Here is a 22,999-nt window from a genome sequence, read left to right on the forward strand (position 1 = left end):
CTCGACATCAGAGGCTCTTGGCCATGCGCGGATCGAGCGCATCGCGAAGGCCGTCGCCGAGCAGGTTCACGGCGAGCACGGTGACGGAGAGGAACGCCGCCGGAAAGAACACGATGTAGGGCTTGACCTGCCACAGTGCACGGCCCTCGGCCATGATGTTACCCCAGGACGGAATGGTCGGCGGCGTGCCGGCGCCGATGAAGGACAGGATCGCCTCCGTGATCATGGCGCTGGCGCAGATATAGGTCGCCTGAACCAGCATCGGCGCCAGCGTGTTGGGCAGGATATGGCGCAGGATGATCATCGGCGTGCGCGTACCGCAGGCGATTGCCGCGTCCACATAGGGCTGCTCGCGCAGCGACAGCACCACACTGCGCACGAGGCGCGAGACGCGCGGGATCTCGGCGATGGTGATGGCCAGGATGACGTTGCCGACGCTGCCGCGCGTCAGCGCCATCAGGGCGATCGCGAGGAGGATCGGCGGAATCGACATCAAGCCGTCCATGAACCGCATCAGGATGCCGTCGGCCCAGCGGATGAAGCCGGAGACGATGCCGATCGCCAGACCCGCCGCGGACGCGAGGATCGCAACTGATAGTCCGACCGTGAGCGAGACCCGTGCGCCGAACATCACGCGCGAATAGATATCGCGGCCCAGCACGTCGGTGCCGAACCAGTAAAGCGCGGAGGGCGCCCGCGTGCGTTTGGCGGGCGCCAGCGCCGTCGGATCGACCGTCCAGAGATACGGCGCAAAGACCGCGATCAGAACCAGCGTCAGCAGCAGTGCGCCTCCGATCGCCACCGTGGGATGGCCGCGCAAAAGCCCGATGAAGCCGCGGCGGATCGTGACCGGTCGGAGGATTTCAGGCAGTTGCGGCGCAAGAACGAAGCCGGCCGGGAGCGATTGCGGATTGACGGTGGTATCGATCAATAGCGGATCCTCGGGTCAACGAGCGTATAGATGACGTCGATCATCAGATTGACGAGGACGTAGACGAAGCTGAACAGCAGCACGATGCCCTGGATGACGGGATAGTCGCGGCGCAGGATCGCATCGATCGTGAGCCGCCCGAGGCCGGGGATCGCGAACACGCTTTCGGTGACGACCGCGCCGCCGATCAGGAGCGCGATGCCGATTCCGATCACCGTGACGATCGGCACCGCCGCGTTCTTCAGCGCGTGAACGAATAGGATGCCGCCCTGTCCGAGGCCTTTCGCGCGCGCGGTGCGGATATAGTCCTGCTGCAAAACCTCGAGCATGGTGGCGCGGGTGATCCGCGCGATCAGCGCGATGTAGACGCAGCCGAGCGCGATCGCCGGCAGGATCAGATTTTCCAGCCACGGCCAGAAGCCTTGCGTGAGCGGCGTGTAGCCCTGCACGGGCAGCCACTCGAGCTCCAGCGCGAAGACGTAGGCAAGCACGTAGCCGACCACGAACACCGGCAGCGAGAAGCCGAACACGGCGAAGGCCATGATGGCCCGGTCGACGAAGCTCCCGGCCTTCCACGCCGCGACCACGCCGAGCGGCACCGCGATCACGATCGTGAGCAGCAGCGTGATGATCATCAGCGATAGCGTCGGCCCCACCCGCTGCCCAATCATTGTCGAGACCGGCAAATTGGTGAAGATCGAGGTGCCGAGATCGCCGTGCAGGATGCGCCAGACCCAGCTTCCGAACTGGATCAGGAAGGGACGATCGAGGCCGAGGCTCTGGCGAATGCGCTCCACATCCTCCGGGCTTGCCTGGTCGCCCGCGATCACCACGGCGGGATCACCCGGCGCGATGTAGAGCAAGCTGAACACGAACAACGCGACGATCGCCATCACTGGCAAGGTCGCGACGATGCGACGGAGGATGTAGGAGAGCATCTGGCCTCAACGCACGATCATGCGGACTTCGACACGCCCCAGAAGAAGGGCAATGGTCCCTTGGTGATGCCGGAGACGTTCTTGCGCCATGCCGTGTAGGTCAGGAAGAAGCCGGTCGGCGCATAGACGACATCCTCGATCGCCGCCTTGTTGACCCGCCCGATCGCCGCCTTCTCTTCCTCGAGATTCTTGGCGTCGAACCAGGATGTGATCTCCTTCTCGGTGTTCGGGCTGTTGGGCCAGCCGAACCAGGCCTTGTCACCGTTGGCGCGGATGGCGGTGTAAGCGGCCGGCGTGATGCAGTCGGCGCCGGCATGCCAGCTGTGGAACATGTTCCAGCCGCCCTGCCCCGGCGGCGTCTTTGCCGCGCGGCGGGAACCGACCGTCCCCCAGTCGGTCGCGACGAAGTCGACATTCATGCCGAGCTTCTTCAGGAGGTCGGCGGTGACGTCGCCCTGCGCCTTCGTGATCGGCTGGTCCTGGGCGACGAGGCACGTCACCGGCTGGCCGGAATAGCCGCTCTCGGCGAGCAGCTTCTTGGCCGCGTCAAGGTCGGGCTTGCCCTTGAGTATCTCGCCTCCCATCTCACTGTAGAGCGGGGTATCCGGCGTGAAGAAGCCCGGCAGCGACTTCCATAGGGCGTCGTCGTCACCGACGATCGCGCGCATATAGTCTTCCTGGCTCAGCGCCATCAGCACCGCACGCCTTGCCCGCACGTCGTTAAACGGCGCGAACAGATGATTCATGCGGAACGAGCCGATATTGCCAAGGGGATCGCCGATATCGACGCTGATGTTCTTGTTCTTCCTCAGCACTGGCACGAGATCGGCGATCGGGTTCTCCCACCAGTCGACCTCACCGTTCTGCAAGGCCGCCGCCGCAGTGGCGGGATCCGGCATCACCAGCCACTCGACACGATCGACCAGGATCTGCTTGCCACCGGCCAGCCACGACGCTTTCTCCTGCCTCGGCACGTAATCGGCAAATTTCTCGAACACCGACTTGGCGCCGGGGACCCATTCACTCTTGGCGAACTTCATCGGCCCAGAGCCGACATACTCGGTGATCTGCTTGAACGGATCGGTCTTCGCGATGCGCTCGGGCATGATGAAAGAGCATGGCGCGTTGTTCTTGGCGAGCGCGTAGAGCATTTTCGGGAAGGGCTGCTTCAAGACCCATTTGAAGGTGCGGTCGTCGACGGCCGTCAATTCCTGCTGGATCGCAATGATCATCAGGCCCATCGGATCGCGCGCGGCCCAGCGCGACAGGCTCGCAACGACGTCCTTGCTCAGCACCGGCTCGCCATCGTGGAATTTGAGACCCGGGCGCAGCTTGAACGTCCAGGTCTTGCCGTCGTCGGAGGTCTCTTCGGACTCGACCATCTGACGCTGCGGCTGAAGCTGCGCGTCGATGCCGTAGAGCGTATCCCAGACCAGCGCGGCCGCATTGCGCACGACGTATTGCGTGCCCCAGATGGGATCGAAATTGGCGAGATTGGCTTGCGGCACGAAGCGCAGGGTACGCGCCGATGTACCTTGTGCGATCGCCGGGGCAGCCAGGCCGCCCGACAATGCCAGGCCGCCCGCGCCGGCCAGTCCCTTCAATACGGTCCTGCGATCCATGAAATCCTCCCAATAGTGCCGTGATGCCGGCCATCGTTGGCCAAGAGCAGGTGAAACCAGAGCTCATTGGCGTGCAAATGGTATGCCACTAACCGGACCTTCGCCAGCGGGATCTCCGCACCATTTGAGCCGGTTCAGGTCTCAAAGCCCAGCCGCCAGCGCCGGCCCGGTCTCGATATGCGGGATCGCCTCGACCAGCTTGCGCGTGTAGTCTGTCTTCGGATTATCGAACAGCGCCCGGCTCTCCCCCTGCTCCACGATACCGCCGTTGCGCAGCACGATGGTGCGGTCGCAGAGCATGCGCACCACGTTGAGATCGTGGCTGACGAACAGCAGCGCGATGTCGTTCTCGCGCCTGAGACGGTCGAGCAATTGCAGCACCACAGCCTGCACCGAGACATCGAGCGCGGCGGTCGGCTCGTCCAGCACCAGGAGCCGCGGCCGGCAGGCGATGGCGCGCGCGATCCCGACACGGGCCTTTTGGCCCCCCGAAAGCTGGTGCGGAAAGCGCGGCAACAGATCGAGCGGCAAGCCCACCCGCTCCGCGCATTCTTCCACCCGTTGGCGTAGCGCATCACCCGCACGCATGCCGTCGAGCCGCATCAGCGGATGGGCGATGCAGTCGAAGGCCGTGAAGCGCGGATTGAGACTTTCGTTCGGGTCCTGGAAGACCATCTGAATGTCTTTGCGGAGCGGAGAGCGGTGGAAATCGCGCGCCGCGACGTGGCCGATCGACTGCCCGTCGAACACGATGTCGCCTTCGCTCGGGTCGATCAGGCGGCAGATCATCCGCGAGGTCGTGCTCTTGCCGGAGCCGGATTCGCCGACGAGCCCGACGCCCTCGCCGCCGGCCATCGTCATGGAGAAGTCCGCAACCGCTGCAGCGCCCTGATCGAAACGTTTTGCAAGTTTGCGCACTTCCAGAAGGGGTGGCGTCCCGTACGCGGGCTCGTGCCTCGGCCTGCTGATCACTGCCGCGTAATTTTCCCGCTCCTCCTCCGTCACGAGGTCCCCGATCCGAGACGTCGCGGTCGGCGACGCCGCAACCAGGCGCTTGGTATAGGCGTGCTGCGGCGCGCTGAAGAGTGTTCTTGGACTTGCCTCCTCGACAATGCGGCCGCGCTCCATCACGGCGATGCGGCGGCAATAGCGCGCCGCAAGCCCGAGATCGTGCGTGATCAGGACCGTCGCCATGCCGCGTGCGGCAGCAATGTCTGCGAGCAGATCCATCACCACCTTCTGTGTGGTGACATCGAGACCGGTGGTCGGCTCGTCGGCAATCAAGAGCGCGGGATTGCAGGAGATCGCGATCGCGATCATGACGCGCTGGCACATGCCGCCGGAGAGCTCGTGCGGGTAGGCGTTCACCCGCGTCTCGGGATCGCGGATCTGGACGGCGCGCAGCAAGTCCAGCGCTTCGGCGCGCGCGGCCTCCTTCGAGATACGCTTATGGGTGAGGATCGCATCCGCGATCTGCAAGCCGATCGCCCGGATGGGATTGAGCGCCGCCCGTGGATTTTGGAAGATCATCGACATCGCGGCGCCCTGCAGGTGCCGAAGGTCATCGCCCCTGAGTTTTGTGACGTCCTGACCGCGGAACAGGATCTTTCCGCCGGTGACGCGCCCGGCCGCATCGAGCAGCCGTGTCGTGGCAAATCCAGTGACCGATTTGCCCGAGCCGCTCTCGCCGACGAGGCCGAGCATCTCGCCGGCCTCGACCGAGAGCGTGACCCCGCGTACGGCCTCGACCATTCCACGCCGCGTCGAGAACGCGACGTGGAGGTCGTCGATACTGAGCAATTTCTCGCTCATGTGCGCATGCGGGGATCGAGAATGTCCCGCATCCCGTCACCGAGGAGATTGAAGCACAGCACGGCCATCATCAGCGCCAGGCCCGGAAAGGCCACCAGCCACCACCGCCCGGTCGAAATGAAGCGCGCGCCTTCTGCGACCATGATGCCCCATTCCGGCGTCGGCGGCTTGACGCCGAGACCGATGAAGGACAGGCCGGCGGCGTTGAGGATAGCCCAACCAAGGTTGAGCGAGATCTGCACCGCCATCGCAGGCAGGATGTTCGGCAGCAAAAAGCGCAGCACGACCGAGAAATGGCTCTCGCCGCAGGCGCGCGCGGCCTCCACCCAGCCGAGGTTGCGCCTGACATTGACCTCGGCGCGTGCGAAGCGGATATAGAAGGGCAGATTGATGATCGCGGTCGCGATCACGATGTTCTCGATCCGATTTCCGAGTGCAGCGACCATCGCCATCGCCAACACGAACAGCGGAAAGGCCATCATGACGTCGACGAAGCGGCCGACGCTGCGATCAAGCCTGCCACCGGCATAGCCGCAGAACGCGCCGACGACCGCGCCGATCACGAAGGAAATGCCGACCGCGGAGACCGCAATCGCAAGGTCGAGCCGCGCCGCGATGACGAGGCGGCTGAACACGTCGCGCCCGAGCTGATCCGTGCCGGCGATGTGGGCGGCGCTCGGCGGCAGCAGCGCCTCGGAGACATTCGACACCACGGGATCATAGGGCACGATCCACGGCCCGAAGATCGCGACCAGGACGAAGAGGAGGACGCCGGCCGCGGCGACGGCGGTGAGCGGATTTCCGCGCAGGATCCAGACCGAATGACGGAGAGTTGCGCTGGTCATCCGATCGACACCCTGGGATCGGCGATGCCGTAGCAGATGTCGACGAGCAGATTGACGAGCACGAAGACGCTCGCCATCAGCAGCACGAAGCCCTGTACCGGCGCGTAGTCGGAAGATAACAGCGCATCGAGCGCATAGGAGGCGACGCCCGGCCAGGAGAACACCTTCTCCACCAGAACGTTGGCGCCAAGCATGGTCGAGAACACGATGCCGGCGATGGTGATGACAGGCAGGATCGCGTTGCGCAGCGCATAGGTGACCACGACCTTGCGCCAGGACAGCCCGACCGAGCGCGCCGTGCGCACGAAGTCGCTGCCGAGCGAGACCAGCATCGAGGCGCGCGTGATCCGCGCCAGCGGCGCGATCACGAACAGGGCCATGCTCACCGCCGGCAGGATCAACTGCTTGCAGGCCGCCCACCAGCCTTCGACATCTCCGACAAGCAGGAAATCGATCGAGAGAAAGCCGGTGCGCTGCGGCGGCTGCGACGTAAAGACGTCAATCCGTCCGGTCGGATCGGGCGCCAGCCCGAGCAGATAGTAGAAGACATAGATCAGCAGCAGGCCCGAGACGAAGGTCGGCACGCAGACGCCGAGCGCGCAGAACAGCCTTACGCCGTGATCGACGATCGACCCCGGTCTCAGCGCTGCCACCACGCCGAGCGGTACCGCCGCGATCAGCGCGATCAGCAGCGCCGTGAAGGTGAGCTCGAGCGAGGCCGGCAGCCGCTCGCGAAGGTCCTTCAGCACCGGCTGCCCCGTCATCATGGAGCGGCCGAGATTGCCGCGGCCGATGTCGGAGAGATAGAACACGAGCTGTTCCGGCACCGACTTGTCGAGCCCCATCTGCTTACGGATCTGCTCGATCTCCTCCTTGCCGGCGTTGGGCCCCGAGGCGAAGAAAACCGCGGGGTCTCCGGGCAGGACGCGCATCAGGAGAAAGGTAAAGACCAGCACACCGAACAGCGCCGGCAGCGACGACAGAAGCCGCCTGCCCGCCCGCACCATGGTTGCGGCAAGACCGGTCATCGCCCGCCTCTCTTGTTTGCCGATGTCACTTGTTGTTCAAGTCACTTGTTGTTCGAGTCATTTGCGGCTGACGTCGCGATAATCGACTTGGCGATGGAACTCGTAGGTATAGCCCTCGACCGACGAAGCCATCACCGCGTCCTGGTTCGGCTGCCACAGCGGGATTTGCGGCATCTCGCTGAAGTGGATGGCATTGAGCTTGCGGCCATCCTCCTCGTACTTGGCCTTGTCCGGCTCGAAGCGGGCCTCCTGCGCGATCGCGGCCAGCTCCGGATTGTTGATCGAGCTATAATTCCAACGCTGATTGCCGGTGTAGAAGTTGCGGTAGAAATAGTCGGTCGACGGCAACCAGGCGACGATGCCTTCGGTGAAGAAGGGCAGCTTCTTCTCGTTGATCTGCGTCGACATTTGCGCGTCCGGCAGCTTCTGGATGTCGACCTTGATCCCGATCTTGCCGAGCGACTCCTTGATCAGCGCGGCCATCGGCTCCGCGGTAGAGGACTGGCCGACATTGAAGCTGAAGGTGGTTGAAAAACCCTCGGGAAGGCCAGCCGCCTTGAGGTATTCCCTGGCCTTTTCGAGATCAATCTTCACCGGCGCCTGGAACGGATAGATGCCGTCCAGCGGCTTGCCGTCCGGCCAGGTTGCGCCAAACAGCGGCGCACCGCGGCCGAACAGAGCGGCCTTGAACATGTCGTCATAGGGCAGCGCGAAAGCGACCGCGCGGCGGACGTTGACGTTGTCGAAGGGCGGGATCTGGTTGTTCATCGAGACGAAGGTGATCGAATTGTATTGCGGCGTCGAGATCACCTTGAGCTTGCCTTTGGCCTCCAGCGACTGCACGTCGCTGGCCTGGAGATCGACCACGATATCGGCATCGCCGCGCTCGACCAGATTGGCGCGGGTCGCGGGCTCCGGCACCGACTGCACGATCACGCGCTTGAAGAACGCCGGCTTGCCGGGCGAACCGCGATTCCAATCCTCGCTGCGCTTAATGATCACCTGCTCGCCGGGCTTGAAGGTCTCGATGACGTAAGCACCGCTGCCGGCGGTATGCTCCTTCAGCCAGGCGGTGGCCCAGGGATCGTCCGCGGTCGCATGCTCCTTGGCGACTTTCGAATTGATGATCATCGGGTAGACCGTGGCCAGATTCGGCAGCGCGAGCTTGTCGGGCTTGGGCAGTGTCACTTCGATCGTGAGCGGATCGATCACTTTGAACTGGTCGGCGGACGTCAGTGATCCCGTCAGCAATTGCGCCTTGCCAAGAATCGGCGCGGTGACGCAGCGATCGAGCGACCATTTGACGTCCTCGGCCGTCACCGGCGAGCCGTCCTGGAACTTGGCATCCTTGCGCAGGCGGAAGGTGAGCTTCAACCCGTCCGGGCTGACGTCGTAGGATTCGGCGAGTTCGCCGGTGATCTTGTCGAGATCGAACACCCATTTGCCGTTGAGCTGCTTGCGGCCAAATGCCACCAGCCGGTCGTAGGTGCTCATGCTCAGCGCGAAGGACTCGCGGGTAGAACCGGGAATGTTGGGATCGAGCGTATTGACGGATGAGCCTGTCACATAGCGCAGCGTTTCCGCCCTGGTTTGCGCCTGCGAAGGCGCGGACGCGACGAGCAGCGCAATGGTGGCGAGGACATGAGTCGCAGGCCTGACAGACACAAAACGCATTCGATTTCCCCAAAATTTCGACAACAACGCCAGCAAGGCCCGTTAAGAAACAAGCAAATTACGCGCCAGTCTCATGAGGCGCGCTTGGGGACGCTTCGTTGCGGCGGCGCATGGATGATCATCGCGATTCTCCCATTTTTCGCGCCGGCCGCGTGACCACGGCCTGCGGCACGTCATAGGCGCGGAGCGAAGCCCAGTGCCGCGCGACGTCGGCGCGGAACAGGCCGCGCGTCAGGCCGTGCACCAGCTTGGGCACGGCGGTCGTCATCGCGTTGATCGACGATCCCGAGGGACCAAAACTCATTGTGGAGGCGATAGCAAAGAGATGGATGTCGGAGATCCACGGCGTCGCGCCCGCTACACGTTCGGTAAAGGCGTAATCGTCGGCGAGATAGGGAAAGCGACCGAGTCGCTCGTTTCGTTCGCTCTCTGGCGGCTGGTAGCGGTCGGCCCAGGTCGCAATGTTATCAGCAAATCCGCGTAGTTCGCCACGGCCGGCAAAGTCCATGTCGATGCCGGTGCCGCAGATGACGAAATCCGCGGTGACGGCGCCGCGCGGCGTCTGCAATTCAATGCCGCCAGCGGTCTGCCGCGCGACTTCGACCGGCGCGCCCTCGTGCAATGTAAAACTGGCGTGACGCGCGCAGCGATCGTAAGTTGCTTGCGGAAATCCTTCGCGCATTTCGAGGATGTTGCGCATGAAGCGCCAGCGCCAGGCATCGTCGAGATCGCTGAGATGGCGCAGGAAGCCGCGAAAGGTCAGCCAGCGATACGGCTGGATCACCTGGATCTGGGCGCGGCGGCACAGCAGATGCACGTCCGCAGCGCCGGCCTCCAGCGCGGTGGCCGCATTGTCGAAGGCGGATGCGCCGGCGCCGATCACGGCGACGCGCTTGCCGCGCAGGCTGTCGAAGTCGATATCGTCGGCGACGGTTGCGACCGAGCTCGCCGGCAGATCGCGCAGCGGCTCGGGAATCATCCAGCCGCCCACTCCCTCCTGCCCGGTCGCCAGTACAATCTTGCGCGCATAAAGCGTTTCGATGCCATCGGCACGTTTCACGCGTGCGGCGAGCAGACCATCTGCCGCTGGCTGGATTTCCAGAAGCTCGCAATTGTTGCGCACCGGCAAGCCGATCGTGCGCCGCAGCCACAACAGATACTCAGCCCAATGGCCACGCGTGATCAGGTCGAGTGTCTGCCAGCCCTCCTTGCCGAAACGGGCTTCGTGCCAGGACTGGTAGGTCAGGCTCGGAATATCGAGGTCGGGCCCGGTATAATCCTTTGGGCTGCGCAGCGTCGGCATACGGGCATAGGTGAGCCACGGGCCCTCCATCCCCTCCTCGGCCTTGTCGAGCAGCAGAAGATTGCTGACGCGGGAGCGCATCAACCCGAAGCCGATGGCGATGCCGGACTGGCCGGCGCCGACGATGAGCACATCGAGCGCCGGCTTGCCGTCCGGCCCCGTCTTCGCTTCGAGCCATGCGGCGCCGGGATGCGCGATCCTGGCGAGATCGGCGCGAACATTTTCCTCGAGGTTTGTCAGCGCCTCACTCATGCCGCCAGCCATCCGCCGTCGACCACCATTACGGTGCCGGTCGTGAAAGACGACGCATTGCTGGCGAGATGCAGCGCGGCTTGCGCGATCTCCTCGGCCTGGCCGAACCGCTTCATGGCATGGCGGTTGCGGGAGGCTTCGCGCACCTCGTCCGCATTAGCATGACGGGCAAAGCTGCGGTGAAGCATCGGCGTGTCGATCGCGCCGGGCGCAATCGCGTTGACCCGAATGCCGTCGGCCGCGAAATCCACCGCCATCGTCCGCGTCAGGCTCACGATCGCACCCTTGGCTGCGATATAGGCGCTGTTGCCCTTGCCGCCGGCGATGGCGAGTTGCGAGGCCAGCGTGATGATCGAGCCGCTCTTCTGCTGCTGCATCTGCGGCACCGCCGCCCGCGCCCACAACCAGGTGCCGCCGACATTGGTGCGGAACACCGCATCCCAGTCGGCGGGATCCGTAGTTAGGATAGTGCCGCCGCAGGAGAAACCCGCGGCGGTCATGAGGATATCGAGGCGACCGTGCCGCCCAACGACCTCGCCGACGACGGCTTCGGCGAACTTGGCGTTACCGACATCGCCGACATGCGTTGTCGCCTCGCCAATCAGGCTCAAAGTTTCCTGAAGACCCGCGGCATCGCGATCCACCAGAGCGAGGCGCGCGCCTTCCTCAGCGAACAGCTTGGCCGTGGCGCGACCGATGCCCGAGCCCGCCCCCGTGATGATGGCCGAGCGCCCTTGCAGCCGCATCTCAGATCCACTCCCTGTGTCGCTTCAGCCACGCGCTCATGTGCGCCGCAGACTCGACACCGCCGAATCGCGCGCGCCAACCGAATTCGTGGGCCATCCGCGTCACCGACAGCGGCGCGCGAGAGGGCCCATGCAACTTGATGGCAGTCTTCTCTCCGGGCGCTGCGAGCCGGCAACGCAGGCCGGAATTTAGCGCCGCAAAAGCCTCACCCCATTGCAGCGCAGGCCATAACACGCCGCTGGAGACGTTGTAGAGCCGGTGGCGCGGGCGTTCGGCTTCGATCAGCAGCGCGACGGCTTCGGCCGCATCCGGCGCGTAGATCCAGTCCCTCATGCCCGGTTCGGGCATCACCGCCGGCTCGCCACGCGCGAACGCGGCCAGGATCTGGTACTGGAGGCTCGGTGTGTCGCGCACTGAACTGGGGCGCTCCCACGGTCCGAACAGCGCGCTCAAGCGGACGCTCAGGAAGTCGCCGTCGAAGAGTTCGGCATGGCGCGCGACGGAGCGCTCCGAAGTAAACTTGCTGATGGCATAGAACGAGACGGGATCGCAGGGCGTCTCCTCGTCCAATACCTCGACCCGCGCACCCGCGGCGCCATAGGCTGATGCCGACGAGAGATTGACGACGCGGCGAACGCCATGACGGATCGCAGAGAGCAGGACCGGGATCTGCGCCATCACGTTGATCTCGAGAACGCGCGCGGTGGAAGCTCGCTCGAGCTCATCTCCGGCGGTGACCGCGGCGCCCAGCACGATCGCATCGCAGCCCTTTGCGATGAGGGCGTCGATGGCTTCTGCATCAGTGATATCGCCCTGTACGACCTTGAGCCGCGCGCCGTGATCGGAGAGCGCTGACCGGGCCGATGGCGGCAGATCCGCGCGGTCATACAGCGTCACGTTATAGCCGCGCGCGAGCAGCACCTCGGCCCCATTGAGACCGACGAAGCCGGTACCGCCGAAGATGACGATCTTCATCGCGCGCGATCCACCGTCACAGCAGCTTTGCTCCGAAATTCCGCTCCGGATCCATGTCGGCAACGAGCCGGCCTGTCGGCTTCGCCGCTTCGCCGCCGCTGCGCGCCAGGAATTTTCCGCTGCCGGCATCGGCGAGGCACTTGTTACCGTCGATGATCACCCTGCCGCGCGAGAGCACCGACACGGGCCAGCCCTTCAACTTGCGGCCCGCGAACGGTGTGTACCCCGTCAGGTCGTGCATCATCTCGTCCGCAATAGTGACCTCACGATTAGGATCCCAGATCGCAATATCGGCGTCGGCGCCGACCGCGATCGAGCCCTTGCGCGGATGCAGATTGTAGATTTTTGCCGGCGCGGTCGAGGTCAGCTCGACGAATTTTTCCAGGCCGAGCCGGCCCTTCGACACCATTGCATCGAACAACAGCGGCAGCCGCAGCTCCAGCCCGGGCAATCCGTTCGCGACCTGCTTGAAGTTGGGATTGGACCCGGCGCGCAGCTTGCCGGTCTCGTCGTAGCGATACGGCGCATGGTCCGACGAGATGGTCTGGAGATCGCCGAGCGAGAGCGCCTGCCACAGCGCCTCCTGGTCCGCATGCGCGCGCGGGGGCGGACTGCACATCCATTTGGCGCCTTCGGCGCCCGGCTTGTCGAGATCGCTGGCCGTCAGGAACAGATATTGCGGGCAGGTCTCGGCAAACACCTTGAGCCCATGTCCACGTGCGTCCCGAATGACCTTGGCGCCTTCGGCCGTGGAGACGTGGAAAATCATGATCGGCTGGTCGATCAGCGCCGCCATGCCGATCAGCCGGGTGAAGGCTTCTGCCTCCGAGACACGGGCGTGGCTGACGGCGTGATATTTCGGAAGCGTGTAGCCGCGCGCGAGCAGGCGCTTCACCATCCAGGCGATGATGCCGTGATTTTCGGCATGCGCGCACAGCATCGCGCCGGACTGTCGGGCGGCGAGCAGGATGTCGAGCAGCGGCTCATCATCAACCTTGAGGCGGTCATAGGTCATGAAGATCTTGATCGAGCCATGGCCCTGCTTCACCAGTGCGGGAATATGCTCCTCGACTGTTTCCCTGGTCGCATCGGCGATGATCATATGAAAGGCATAGTCGATCACGGCGCCTTTCTTCGCCAACGCATGATAGTCCTCCACCACCTGCGGCAGCTTCATGCCAACGTGCTGGGCCGCGAACGGGATCACCGTGGTCGTGCCGCCGAACGCCGCCGAGACGGTTGCGCTCTCGAACGTATCGGCATTCATGATGCCGGCAGCGGACAGCTGCTCGATATGGGCGTGGCTGTCGACGCCGCCGGGCAGCACCAGCTTGCCGCGGGCGTCGATCTCGCGCTTGGCCGCCGGAAGTCCGCGGCCGATGGCTGCGATGGTTTCGCCGGAAATGGCGACGTCGGCCTCGAACACATCGGTCGTGGTGGCGACGCGGCCGCCGCGGATGATCAGGTCGTAGGCGGGTTCAGTCATCAGGAACTCCATGATAGGCTCAAGGCAAGTGATCGAAATTTTACAGGAAGACCATCATGTCCCGGCCGCGCATTCTCGTCATCAATCCGAACTCCAACCCCACCGTCACGCAAGGGCTGGAGGACGCGCTGAAGCCGCTCGGTTTCGAGGGCGGTCCGGAATTGATCTGCCAGACGCTGGCCGAGGGTCCGTTCGGCATTGAAAGCCAGGCCGATGTCGATGGCGTCGCGATGCCACTGCGCCGTCTGGTCGAAGGCGACAACAGCTCGGCGGCCTTCGTCATCGCCTGCTACAGCGATCCCGGGCTTCAGGTCTGCCGCGAAGGCACCGACAGGCCCGTGTTCGGCATCGCCGAGTGCGGTGTGCTGACGGCGCTGGCCCGCGCCGAAACCTTTGGTGTCATCGCGATCGCGCAGCGCTCGATCCCGCGTCACATGCGCTATCTCAGGCAGATGGGATTGACCGACCGCCTTGCCGGTGAGCGGCCGCTCAACATGAGCGTCGCGGAAACCGCCTCGGGCGAAGGAACGCTCGCCAGGATGATCGACATCGGCCGTGCGCTGCGCGACGAGGACGGCGCCCGCGCCGTCGTGATGGGCTGCGCCGGCATGGCGCGTCATCGCCGCCCTCTGGAAGAGGCGCTCGGCATCCCCGTGATCGACCCGACACAGGCTGCCGTCACCATGGCTCTGGGAGCGGTGCAGTTCTCGCGTCACTAGGCGTCCTTCAGCTCTTTGGCATCCTGGCGCGCGAGCCATTGCGCATGGCTCTGGCGCGCCAGCGCAAACGTATCCCGCTGCGTCGTATAGAGATTGCCGAACATGCGGCCGATCGGCCGGTAGGCGTCGAGGTCGACATACATGTTGTCTTCGTCGACCAGACCTTCGCGGGCATGAACCCTCAGCACCTCGCCGACCAGCAGCTCTCGATCGGGCGAGAAGGTCAGCACGATTTGGCGCCGACATTCGAGCGCGAAGGGTGCTGCGGCCAGGCGCGGCACCTTCACGTCGACCGAGGAAAGTGTCGCGAGCCCTGTCGCGGCGACCTCGCTGTCGCCGGACGGGAAATCAACCGCGCAATCGTTCATCGCCGCCGACAGCGCCTCATCCACCATGTGAACGACGAACTCGCCATCGCGATGGATGTTGCGGGTCGTGTCCTTCGGGCTGTGATCCGGCTTGTGCTGAAGCCCGAGCACGATCAGGGCGGGACTTTCGGAAAAGACGTTGAAGAAGCTGAACGGCGCGGCGTTCACCGCGCCGTTCTCGTCCAGCGTCGTCACCAGCGCGATCGGCCGCGGCACGATCACGCCGCAGAGCAGCTTGTAGCGATCGCGCGGATCGAGCTCGCGCAAGCAGATGCCTGATGTGCTCTCGCCAACCATCGGCGTCACTTCTCCGGCGGCGGCACCGCGCCGGTTTGGCTGGTGATCAGGCCGTAATGCTCAATGCGGCGGTGCTGGGCGAAATTGAAGATGGTTGTTTTGCCGAACGTCGTGGCGTCGAGGTCGCAGGGATGCACCAGAAGCTCGTCCTCTTCCGTCCTGGCCTCGGCGACGATCTCGCCGTTGGGGTCGACGATCAGGCTGCCGCCGAATAGCGGGTGACCGTCCTCGGCGCCGGCCTTGGCGACCGCGATCACCCAGGTCGCATTCTGGTAGGCGCCGGCCTGCACGGAGAGGCGATTGTGAAACAGCCGCTTCTCGACCCCCTCCTCACTATTCTCTGCGTTGACGGACGGTGTGTTGTAACCGATCAGCACCATCTCGACGCCCTGCAAGCCCATGACGCGATAGGTCTCGGGCCAGCGCCGGTCGTTGCAGATCGCCATGCCGATGATGCCGCCGAGCTCGCGCCAGACGTTGAAGCCGAAATCGCCCGGCTCGAAATAGCGCTTCTCCAGATGCTGGTGCGAGCGCTTGGTGTCGTACTCCGCATGACCCGGCAAATGGACCTTGCGGTATTTTCCGACGATCTTGCCGGACTTGTCGGTGAGAACAGCGGTGTTGAAGTGATGGCCGTTGGGCGTCAGCTCGGCATAGCCAAAATTCATCGCCATCTGATGCTGCGCCGCGCGCTCGAACAGCGGCCTGGTCGTCGCGTTCGGCATCTCGCGTTCGAACCAGATGTCGGCCTCGGCCCGGTCTTCCATGTACCAGCGCGGAAAGAACGTCGTGAGCGCCAGCTCCGGGTAAACGATCAGGTCGGCGCCCTTCACCTTGGCTTCGTCCATCAGCGCGATCATGCGCTTGACCACCGCCTCACGGCTGTCGGCTTTCTGGATCGGGCCCATCTGGGCGGCGGCGACATTGACGATACGCATCAGCGAGTTCCTGGTGATGTCTTGGGCTAAGCTACAGTTTCAATCACGTGCCGGCGCGGGCAGCATAACGCAGCATCGCCGGGACATTCCAGTCGGTGCCTGCCGATCGGCATAGTGTGCATTGCATGATCCACGCTCACTTCTGCTCCTCATCGGCGACATCGAGGCCGTGGTCGAGCGCGTCCAGAAGCTGCTCGGCCTCATGCTCGGAGATCACGAGCGGCGGTGCGAGGAACAGCGAGGTCTGCTCGCCGCTGGTCCCAATCACGGCGCCGGCCTCCAGCGCCCGTTCCGCCACCCGCGAGGCGATCGGCACCTCGGTGGTGTCGGCGTGCCAGGAGCGCCAATCCGGGCCGTGCAGCTCCACCGTCCAATGCAGCCCCTGCCCCGCCACGCGCCGCACGCTCGGATGTTTCTGCGCGATCGTGAGCAGGCGGCGGGTGAACAGCTTTTCAAGGCTCTTCACGTGCTCCAAAATCTTCGTTTCGCTGACGACCTTCAGGTAGGCGCTCACGGCGGCCATGCTTATCGGATGCCCCCTCAGCGTGCCGTAGTTCTGCCAGCTCGTGCCCTTGAGCCGCTCGACGATCGCCTTCGAGACCACCACCGCGGCAACCGCCGCCGCGCCGCCGCCAAGCGACTTTCCGAGCGTCACGATGTCGGGGCGGCTTTGCGCGCCCTGGAACGCGAACCAGCGTCCCGCACGGCCCGCGCCGGTGACCACCTCGTCCGCGATCCAGTATGAGCCTGCCTGACGCGCGCAGCGCGCCACCTCGTCCTGATAGGCGCCGTCGTAATAGATGCCGCCCTGGGTGTAGTCGATGATCGTCGCCGCCGTGTCCGAAAGCAAAGGTGTCGCGTCGGCCAGATATTCACCGGGCGGGGTATTGCTGGCCGGAGCGCCATAGATCGCGCCGTCCGGAGCCGGCAGAATCCGCACCGGTGCCATCGGCGCCGGCCGCTGCGAGCCGCCGGCATGCACTGCAAGCCCGCCATGCCATTGTGGCTGCACCGTCATGCTGCGCGACAGTCCGGTGATGCCGTGATAGGCGCGCTCGCGCGTCGCCAGCGCAGAGCGCTGCGTCAACGCCTGGCAGAGCGACAGCGCCATGTCGTTGGCCTCGCTGCCACTGATGCAGAAGCGCACCGCGCCGACCCAATCCTCCTCACCTCCGAATGCGGTGGCCATCAGATCGTCGGCGGCCTGCTCGCGGCCGATCCAGGTCCAGCCTTCGTTCACGACGGGTGTATCCGCGGCGCGGCGGATCGCCTCCACCATCACAGGATGGCGATGGCCGAGTCCGCCGCCGGTATTGCTGCCGTCGATGAGCTTGCGGCCGTCCGACAGGTGAAAGTAGACGCCCTCACCGCCGACCACGGCCATGGGCGCGCAGTCACCCGCATTGAGCCCGGTTCGCAACAATTTGCTCATCGCAATCCCTTCATTCCGCGGCCGCGGCGCCGTAGCCACCGCCGCCGCAAGTCTCGATGGTGACGAGATCGCCTCGCTGCAACACCAGGTTCGACTTGCCGTCGATCGCGACGTTTGCGCCCTGTCGGACCAAAGAAATGCGACATGGCTTGCCAGATTCGCCACCTTGCATGCCGAACGGTGGAATCACCATGCGTTCGATGCAGGTGGTCAGATGCATCGATGGCGCGAGGATGCGATAGGTACGGACAACGCCGTCGCCACCGCGATGCGCTCCCGCGCCGCCGGACTGCCAGCGAATGGCCTGCTGCTCGAGGCGGATCGCGTAGTTCGCCTCGATCACCTCGACTGGCGTGTTGGAGGTGTTGGACAGATGCACCCGCGTCGCCGAGATGCCGGCCCGATCGTGCCGCGCGCCCTCGCCGCCACCGTGGACCTCGTAAAGCATCTTCCACGAGCCGTTTTGCCGCGGTTCGGCAAAGAACAGGACGCCCGCGGTGGTCGCGCCGCCGGCCGACAGGCGTTCGGGAATGGTGTCCTGCATCGCGCGAAGGATCGCATCGACGATGCGCATGGAGGTCTCGTGGTTGCCGGCGGCGACAGACGCAGCCCAACCCGGCTCCAGGATCGAGCCCGGACGCGTGATGATGGTCAAAGGCCGGAGCGCGCCTGCGTTCTGGTTCATGTCGCGCCCGCTCATGATGCGCGCGGCGTAGGCAACGGCGGAGCGTGCCATGAACGGCGTCGTGTTGCAGAAATTGGAGACACGATCGCAGCTTCCGGACAGGTCGAAAGTCGCCTCGTCACCGGCGATGGTGATTTTCACATGGATTCGCGCCGGAGCATTGTTCACGCTGCCGTCGTCGAGATGATCCTCCCCTTCATAGACGCCGTCCGGCAATTCGCGCAGCGCCTCGCGCATCTCGATTTCAGAGAGATCGTGCAGGCGCGACTGCGTCGCCGTGAAGACCGCCTTGCCGTGCTCGCGGCAAAGCTCGACGATGCGCCGCTCGCCGGCTTTGGTCGCCGCGATCTGGGCGAGAAGATCGCCCTCGCAAGATTCGGGATCCCGAACGTTGGCCTTGAGCAGCTGCACGATCGGCGTATTGACGCCTGCCGCCGTCGCGATCAGCACCGGCGGGATACGCATCGCCTCCTGGAAGGTGTCGATCGCCTTTGCGAAATAGCTGCCGGGCCAGGTGCCGCCGATATCGGGCCAATGCGCCAGGCTGACCGCGAACGCCACGATCTCGCCATCGACGAAGACGGGGCGCACGACCTTGACGTCGTTGAGATGATTGCCGCCGAGCGCGCCGAGATTGTAGATCAGCGCGTCGCCGTCGTTCAGGCTCTCGACCGGCACCACCTTCAGCAGCTCGGGGATCGTATAGGCCATCGCACCGAGATGGATCGGGATGTCGCGGCCCTGCCCGACCAGGTCGCCGCGGCCGTCCGTGATCGCCGACGACAGATCGCCGGCCTCGCGCAGCAGCGGCGAGCGCGCCGAGCGCGTCATCACCAGGCTCATCTCCTCGGCCGCGGCCGAGAGCCCGTGCCTGATGACCTCGACGACGAACGGATCGAGCTTCATGCCGCCCTCCGCGTCAGGAACAGATTGCCAGCGGCATCAGGCTTTGCCACCCAGCCCGGCGGCACCACCACGGTCGACCAAGCGTCTTCGATGATGGCCGGACCGCTCACGATTTCGGTCAGCGCGGCGCGGTCGATGATCGCCGTCGCGATCTCATCGAAGCCATCGAACGAGCAGATGCGCTTGCCGTTGGACACCGCCCTGGTCGCGGTCGCCGGCCGGCTCACCACTGTTGTTGAAGGCCGCCGCGCCTGCACCCGCACGGATTCAATGACGCAACTCTCGCTCGTCGCATAGCCGAAGAGCTCGTGATGCCGCGTCAAAAAATCCTTCTCCAGCCTGATAACATCGAGCGGCAGCGTAAACGGCACAGGAATGGCGTCGTTCTGCGCCGCGTAGCGCATCAGCGCCACAAGTTCGATCTGGATCTCCGTCTCTGCAACCCCGTTGGCGATGAGCGGCGAGGACGCGTCGTCGATCAATATCCCAATGCGCTCCGATACGCGCACAAGGTCGATGCCATCGATGGCGGTGCGTAACGTCTGCTGCTGCAGGAAGCTGAAGTCAGCGGTGAGACAGCCCAGCGCCGAGAACGCACTCGATGCGCTGGGCACGACGACCTCTGCGATCCCGTAGAGATCGGCAAGGCCTGCGGCATGCATCGGCCCGCCGCCGCCGAAGGCGAGCAGTGTGCAGTCGCGTCCATCGATGCCGCGTTCGACGGTGACGCGGCGGAGCGCGCGGGCCATCGTCGCGTTCGCGACCTTGATGATGCCGAGCGCGGTTTCGGTCAGGCTCAGCCCCAATGCGCGCGCAATCGGATCAATGACGTCAGCGGCGGCCTTGAGGTCGATGCCGATACGGTCGCCGAGCTTTGTCTCGGGATTGAGATAGCCGAGCACGGCATTGGCATCCGTGATGGTCGGCTCAAGGCCGCCGCGGCCGTAGCAGGCCGGTCCCGGCTCGGAGCCGGCGCTCTCCGGCCCGACCGTCAGACCACCGGGGCCGTTGCGAACGATCGATCCGCCGCCTGCCCCGATGGAATGGACCGCAAGCATCGGTTGACGCAGCGGCTTGTCGCCGAGCATGCGGCCGTCGGTCATCTCGGCCTGGCCGTCGACGATCAGGCAGACGTCCGTCGTGGTGCCGCCCATGTCGAAGGTGAGCATGCGCGATGTGCCGAGCTGACGCGCGACGCTGACCGATGCGGAGACGCCTGCCGCCGGCCCCGACATCGCCATCACCAGCGGCCGCCGCTTCACCGCGGAGATCGGGACCATGGCTCCGGCCGAATGAAACACCTGCAACCCGGCGCCGATCGGCAGCCGCTGCTCCAGTTCGCTGAGATATTCCACCGCGATCGGCATGGCCGCCGCGTTGAACACGGTTGCCGACGTGCGTTCGTATTCGCGCGCCTCGGGATTGACCTCATACGACAGCGAGACGTGGGCGACGATGCCCTTGAGGCGCTCGCCGAGCATCTTTTCGTGGACGGGATTGGCATAGGCGTGAAGGAGCGCCACGGCGACGCTCTGCACGCCGGTCGCCTTCAGCCAGGCCACCAGACGCTCGATCTCCGCCTCATCCAGCGCCTTCAACACCCGGCCCTCGTGATCGAGCCGCTCGGCAAGCCCAAAGCATCGTTCAGGCGGCACCAGTGGCGGCGACTTCGGCGGGATGTCGAGACGGTAGAGATCGCGGCGGCGATAGCGCGCGATCTCTAGCACATCGGCAAATCCTTCGGTCGCCACCAGCGCCACCTTCGGCAGCCGGCCCTCGACGATGGCGTTGGTCACGCGCGTGGTGCCGTGGACGAAGCGCTTGACCTCGCTCCTGCGCAGGCCGACCGCCTCGATCGCCTCCAGCATGGCCTGAACCGGAGCCTGCGGGCGCGACGGCACCTTCGCGATCCGCGTTTCTGCGGAGTCGCGCCGGATCGCGATGATGTCGGTGAAGGTGCCGCCGATGTCGGTGCCGACTTCCCAGTGATTTTCGGAGGAGCTCATGTGTGGGGGTCAGTTACGGATGACGTCCGAACCGGACGCCGGATCGTTCCCGTTCATTGCCAAGTTCGTTGCCAGGTCCAACGCTAAGTCCAATGCTAAGTCCAATGCCAAACCGAGAGCGCTCATCATCATCCCCTGTCATGCCACCGACCGAGAGCGTGCGACAGAGCGATGAGCTCGGAATGGGGCCAGAGTTGTCGCAAACCAGTAGACCATCAGCCGAATGGCGCCGCACGCCGCGCCATCAGCTGCACGTTTTGGTGCAGCCCTGCCCGCGCAGAGTGCACGCGAATTTGGACTGTTCCCGTTGCGAGAAGTGCAGCGCACCACGGATTTTCCCACGCAAATCGTGATGGCCGCTCCACCGCAATCGGAGCACTCAAAATCATCTGTCTAATTTGCAGGCGGTTGAACGGCTGTGCGGGATATTCGACTGCTTACGAGCTATGCATAGCGGTCGGCTCAGCCTCGCTTTATTGTACGAACAGTACGAGACGATATTGCCAGATCGGAATGGTGCATTGCGGCGGCCGCCATCCCATGCCTGGAAAGCTGGCCAGATCCGTAAGTCCCCGGTGCGTTTCGGCCATTCCAGCCCGGCGCAATCGCGCGGACATCAGAGAGACCGGCGCAAGCGCCGCCAGCCGATAACGATTCCGGTGATGGAGAACACCAACCCGAGCACGCAGAGCCCGACGATCAGGATATCGCGCAGATGCGGATGCGCCATGAGGATCGGAAAATCCAACGTGTGCAGCGCGCTGTAGAGCCAGCGATAGGCCCGCCGTGAGGCATCCAGTCTTTGCAGCACGCTGCCGTCGGCGCCGTCGATGTCGAACCAGAGGTCGCCGCATCGGGAGCGGTAGACCGGCGCACCCTGCACGGCGGATTGCGCGGGATAATCGTCAGCGATCGCGAGAACGGACGGCGCGCCGCAGCCAGCACCGAAGCGCGTCACCAAACTCTCGACCTCTTGCGCGCTGAACACTCCTGCCTCTCGATCGTCCGGCCGAACCAGGACCTGTTTGTCGAAACCAATCCGCTCGCGGCGATAGACCGCGCCGCTAAGGGCAAACCATTCGACTTCGCGGGCTGACGACGATACCGGCTTCCGATCGAGCGAGGCGGCTGTCTTCCAGTCCGGCAAGGCGTTCATCACGCTAACCTCAGCGGGGCTCAACTGCCCGCGCGAGAACAGCCGGCCGTGGTCCATCGAGAGCCAGCCGCTGAAGACCCAGGTCAGAACGAAAGTTGTCGCGATGAGACCAATGATATGATGCAGGGCGTGCCAGCCACGGTAAGGCGACGAGATTTGGTGCTCGCGAAGCCTCAGCTGCACAACACCGAGCACCGCGCCCAGCACTGCCGCGATCAAGGCCAACAGCGAAAGCGTCCAGACCACGCGGTCCCATAGCGCCCAGTTGCGCCTCAGGACCGTCGGATAAATCCAGTGCAAGACACTGCCGGCGAGATTCCAGCCACGCTCGCTTCGCGTCGCATCCAGGACGATCTCGCCGGTGAGCGAGGAGACATAGACTTCCGTTCCGGCAGCATCGCCGAGGGCGACGCGAAACAACGGCCGATGGCGATCAAAGCCGTTCGGCACGCTCCACTGATCATAATCCGCATGCGCGAGGACCGCGGCACGATCGGCCTCGAGCCCACGCTGGCGGGCATGAGCTCGAGCCACGGCAAGTGCGACATCGGCAGACGTCACCGACGCATTGCTGCCATCGGAGGCGTGGACCGCGCGCAACCGCGACAGCCCCGAGACCACATAGACCGGTCCGTCGCCCCGCCCGACCAGGCGAACGCGCGTGGCGTCCGCGATCCCGCTCGCAGCGACCGCCTCCGCGACCGTAATCCTCTCCGCTCCGCGATCCACCGGCGCAAGTCCGGAAAAACGTTCCGCTTCGGTCAGCGACGGAAACGGAACGAAGTGCATCACGATCCCCGTCGCGAACCACATCGCGAACAGCAGGCAGAACGCGATCCCGAGCCAGCGATGCGTAAGGACGATCGCGCCCATCATGCG

At 64.7% G+C, this 22,999-nt stretch carries 18 protein-coding genes; 1 reads left to right on the plus strand and 17 read right to left on the minus strand.

Annotation, left to right across the window (positions count from 1 at the left end):
* Positions 1 to 7 precede the first annotated feature (7 nt).
* The 11 genes from IVA80_RS01895 to hydA all read right to left on the minus strand — a co-directional run bounded on the left by IVA80_RS01895 (position 8) and on the right by hydA (position 13,613).
* On the minus strand, positions 8 to 931 hold the full coding sequence (locus IVA80_RS01895; RefSeq protein WP_247425062.1) for an ABC transporter permease: 924 nt from the start codon (positions 929 to 931) through the stop codon (positions 8 to 10).
* Positions 928 to 1,869 carry an ABC transporter permease gene (locus tag IVA80_RS01900; protein ID WP_247425080.1) on the minus strand — a complete coding sequence of 314 codons (942 nt, stop codon included), beginning with the start codon at positions 1,867 to 1,869 and terminating at the stop codon, positions 928 to 930. The genes IVA80_RS01895 and IVA80_RS01900 overlap by 4 nt, the downstream gene beginning before the upstream one ends.
* Before the next feature lie 17 nt (positions 1,870 to 1,886).
* Positions 1,887 to 3,491, minus strand: a complete 1,605-nt coding sequence (locus tag IVA80_RS01905) for an ABC transporter substrate-binding protein (protein WP_247425082.1) — start codon at positions 3,489 to 3,491, stop codon at positions 1,887 to 1,889.
* A gap of 141 nt (positions 3,492 to 3,632) precedes the next feature.
* Complete coding sequence (locus IVA80_RS01910) at positions 3,633 to 5,303, minus strand: ABC transporter ATP-binding protein (protein ID WP_247425085.1); 1,671 nt, start codon at positions 5,301 to 5,303, stop codon at positions 3,633 to 3,635.
* Entirely contained in the window at positions 5,300 to 6,148 is an 849-nt protein-coding gene (locus IVA80_RS01915; protein WP_247425087.1) for an ABC transporter permease, read from the minus strand. The genes IVA80_RS01910 and IVA80_RS01915 overlap by 4 nt, the downstream gene beginning before the upstream one ends.
* Positions 6,145 to 7,176 carry an ABC transporter permease gene (locus tag IVA80_RS01920; protein ID WP_247425090.1) on the minus strand — a complete coding sequence of 344 codons (1,032 nt, stop codon included), beginning with the start codon at positions 7,174 to 7,176 and terminating at the stop codon, positions 6,145 to 6,147. The genes IVA80_RS01915 and IVA80_RS01920 overlap by 4 nt, the downstream gene beginning before the upstream one ends.
* A 57-nt stretch (positions 7,177 to 7,233) precedes the next feature.
* Positions 7,234 to 8,850: an ABC transporter substrate-binding protein gene (locus IVA80_RS01925; protein WP_247425094.1), complete on the minus strand. Its 1,617-nt coding sequence runs from the start codon at positions 8,848 to 8,850 to the stop codon at positions 7,234 to 7,236.
* Positions 8,851 to 8,968: 118 nt separating this feature from the next.
* The gene (locus tag IVA80_RS01930) at positions 8,969 to 10,405 is read right to left on the minus strand and encodes an NAD(P)/FAD-dependent oxidoreductase (RefSeq protein ID WP_247425097.1); all 1,437 of its coding nucleotides are present in this window, start codon (positions 10,403 to 10,405) and stop codon (positions 8,969 to 8,971) included.
* On the minus strand, positions 10,402 to 11,151 hold the full coding sequence (locus IVA80_RS01935; protein WP_247425100.1) for an SDR family oxidoreductase: 750 nt from the start codon (positions 11,149 to 11,151) through the stop codon (positions 10,402 to 10,404). Before IVA80_RS01935 ends, IVA80_RS01930 begins: the two co-directional genes overlap by 4 nt.
* Before the next feature lies 1 nt (position 11,152).
* Positions 11,153 to 12,127, minus strand: a complete 975-nt coding sequence (locus IVA80_RS01940; RefSeq protein ID WP_247425102.1) for an NAD(P)-dependent oxidoreductase — start codon at positions 12,125 to 12,127, stop codon at positions 11,153 to 11,155.
* Positions 12,128 to 12,143: 16 nt separating this feature from the next.
* The gene (gene hydA, locus IVA80_RS01945; protein WP_247425105.1) at positions 12,144 to 13,613 is read right to left on the minus strand and encodes a dihydropyrimidinase; all 1,470 of its coding nucleotides are present in this window, start codon (positions 13,611 to 13,613) and stop codon (positions 12,144 to 12,146) included.
* Positions 13,614 to 13,669: 56 nt separating this feature from the next.
* On the opposite strand from hydA, the gene IVA80_RS01950 reads away from it, so the two are divergent.
* Positions 13,670 to 14,332 carry an aspartate/glutamate racemase family protein gene (locus tag IVA80_RS01950; protein WP_247425108.1) on the plus strand — a complete coding sequence of 221 codons (663 nt, stop codon included), beginning with the start codon at positions 13,670 to 13,672 and terminating at the stop codon, positions 14,330 to 14,332.
* Here IVA80_RS01950 and IVA80_RS01955 read toward each other — a convergent pair.
* The 6 genes from IVA80_RS01955 to IVA80_RS01980 form a co-directional block, all read right to left on the minus strand.
* Positions 14,329 to 14,997, minus strand: a complete 669-nt coding sequence (locus IVA80_RS01955) for a flavin reductase family protein (RefSeq protein WP_247425112.1) — start codon at positions 14,995 to 14,997, stop codon at positions 14,329 to 14,331. The genes IVA80_RS01950 and IVA80_RS01955 overlap by 4 nt on opposite strands.
* 5 nt (positions 14,998 to 15,002) lie before the next feature.
* Positions 15,003 to 15,935 (minus strand): N-carbamoyl-D-amino-acid hydrolase, encoded by a 933-nt coding sequence (locus IVA80_RS01960; RefSeq protein ID WP_247425115.1) that lies wholly within the window; start codon positions 15,933 to 15,935, stop codon positions 15,003 to 15,005.
* Between the two features lie 136 nt (positions 15,936 to 16,071).
* Entirely contained in the window at positions 16,072 to 17,367 is a 1,296-nt protein-coding gene (locus tag IVA80_RS01965) for an aminotransferase class III-fold pyridoxal phosphate-dependent enzyme (protein ID WP_247425118.1), read from the minus strand.
* 10 nt (positions 17,368 to 17,377) lie between these two features.
* Entirely contained in the window at positions 17,378 to 18,958 is a 1,581-nt protein-coding gene (locus tag IVA80_RS01970; RefSeq protein WP_247425121.1) for a hydantoinase B/oxoprolinase family protein, read from the minus strand.
* The gene (locus IVA80_RS01975) at positions 18,955 to 20,964 is read right to left on the minus strand and encodes a hydantoinase/oxoprolinase family protein (protein ID WP_247425123.1); all 2,010 of its coding nucleotides are present in this window, start codon (positions 20,962 to 20,964) and stop codon (positions 18,955 to 18,957) included. Before IVA80_RS01975 ends, IVA80_RS01970 begins: the two co-directional genes overlap by 4 nt.
* 616 nt (positions 20,965 to 21,580) lie before the next feature.
* Positions 21,581 to 22,996 carry a PepSY domain-containing protein gene (locus tag IVA80_RS01980; RefSeq protein ID WP_247425125.1) on the minus strand — a complete coding sequence of 472 codons (1,416 nt, stop codon included), beginning with the start codon at positions 22,994 to 22,996 and terminating at the stop codon, positions 21,581 to 21,583.
* Positions 22,997 to 22,999: the final 3 nt, after the last annotated feature.

The sequence above is a fragment of the Bradyrhizobium sp. 139 genome, assembly GCF_023074175.1.
In the GTDB taxonomy this organism is placed as follows: Bacteria; Pseudomonadota; Alphaproteobacteria; order Rhizobiales; family Xanthobacteraceae; genus Bradyrhizobium.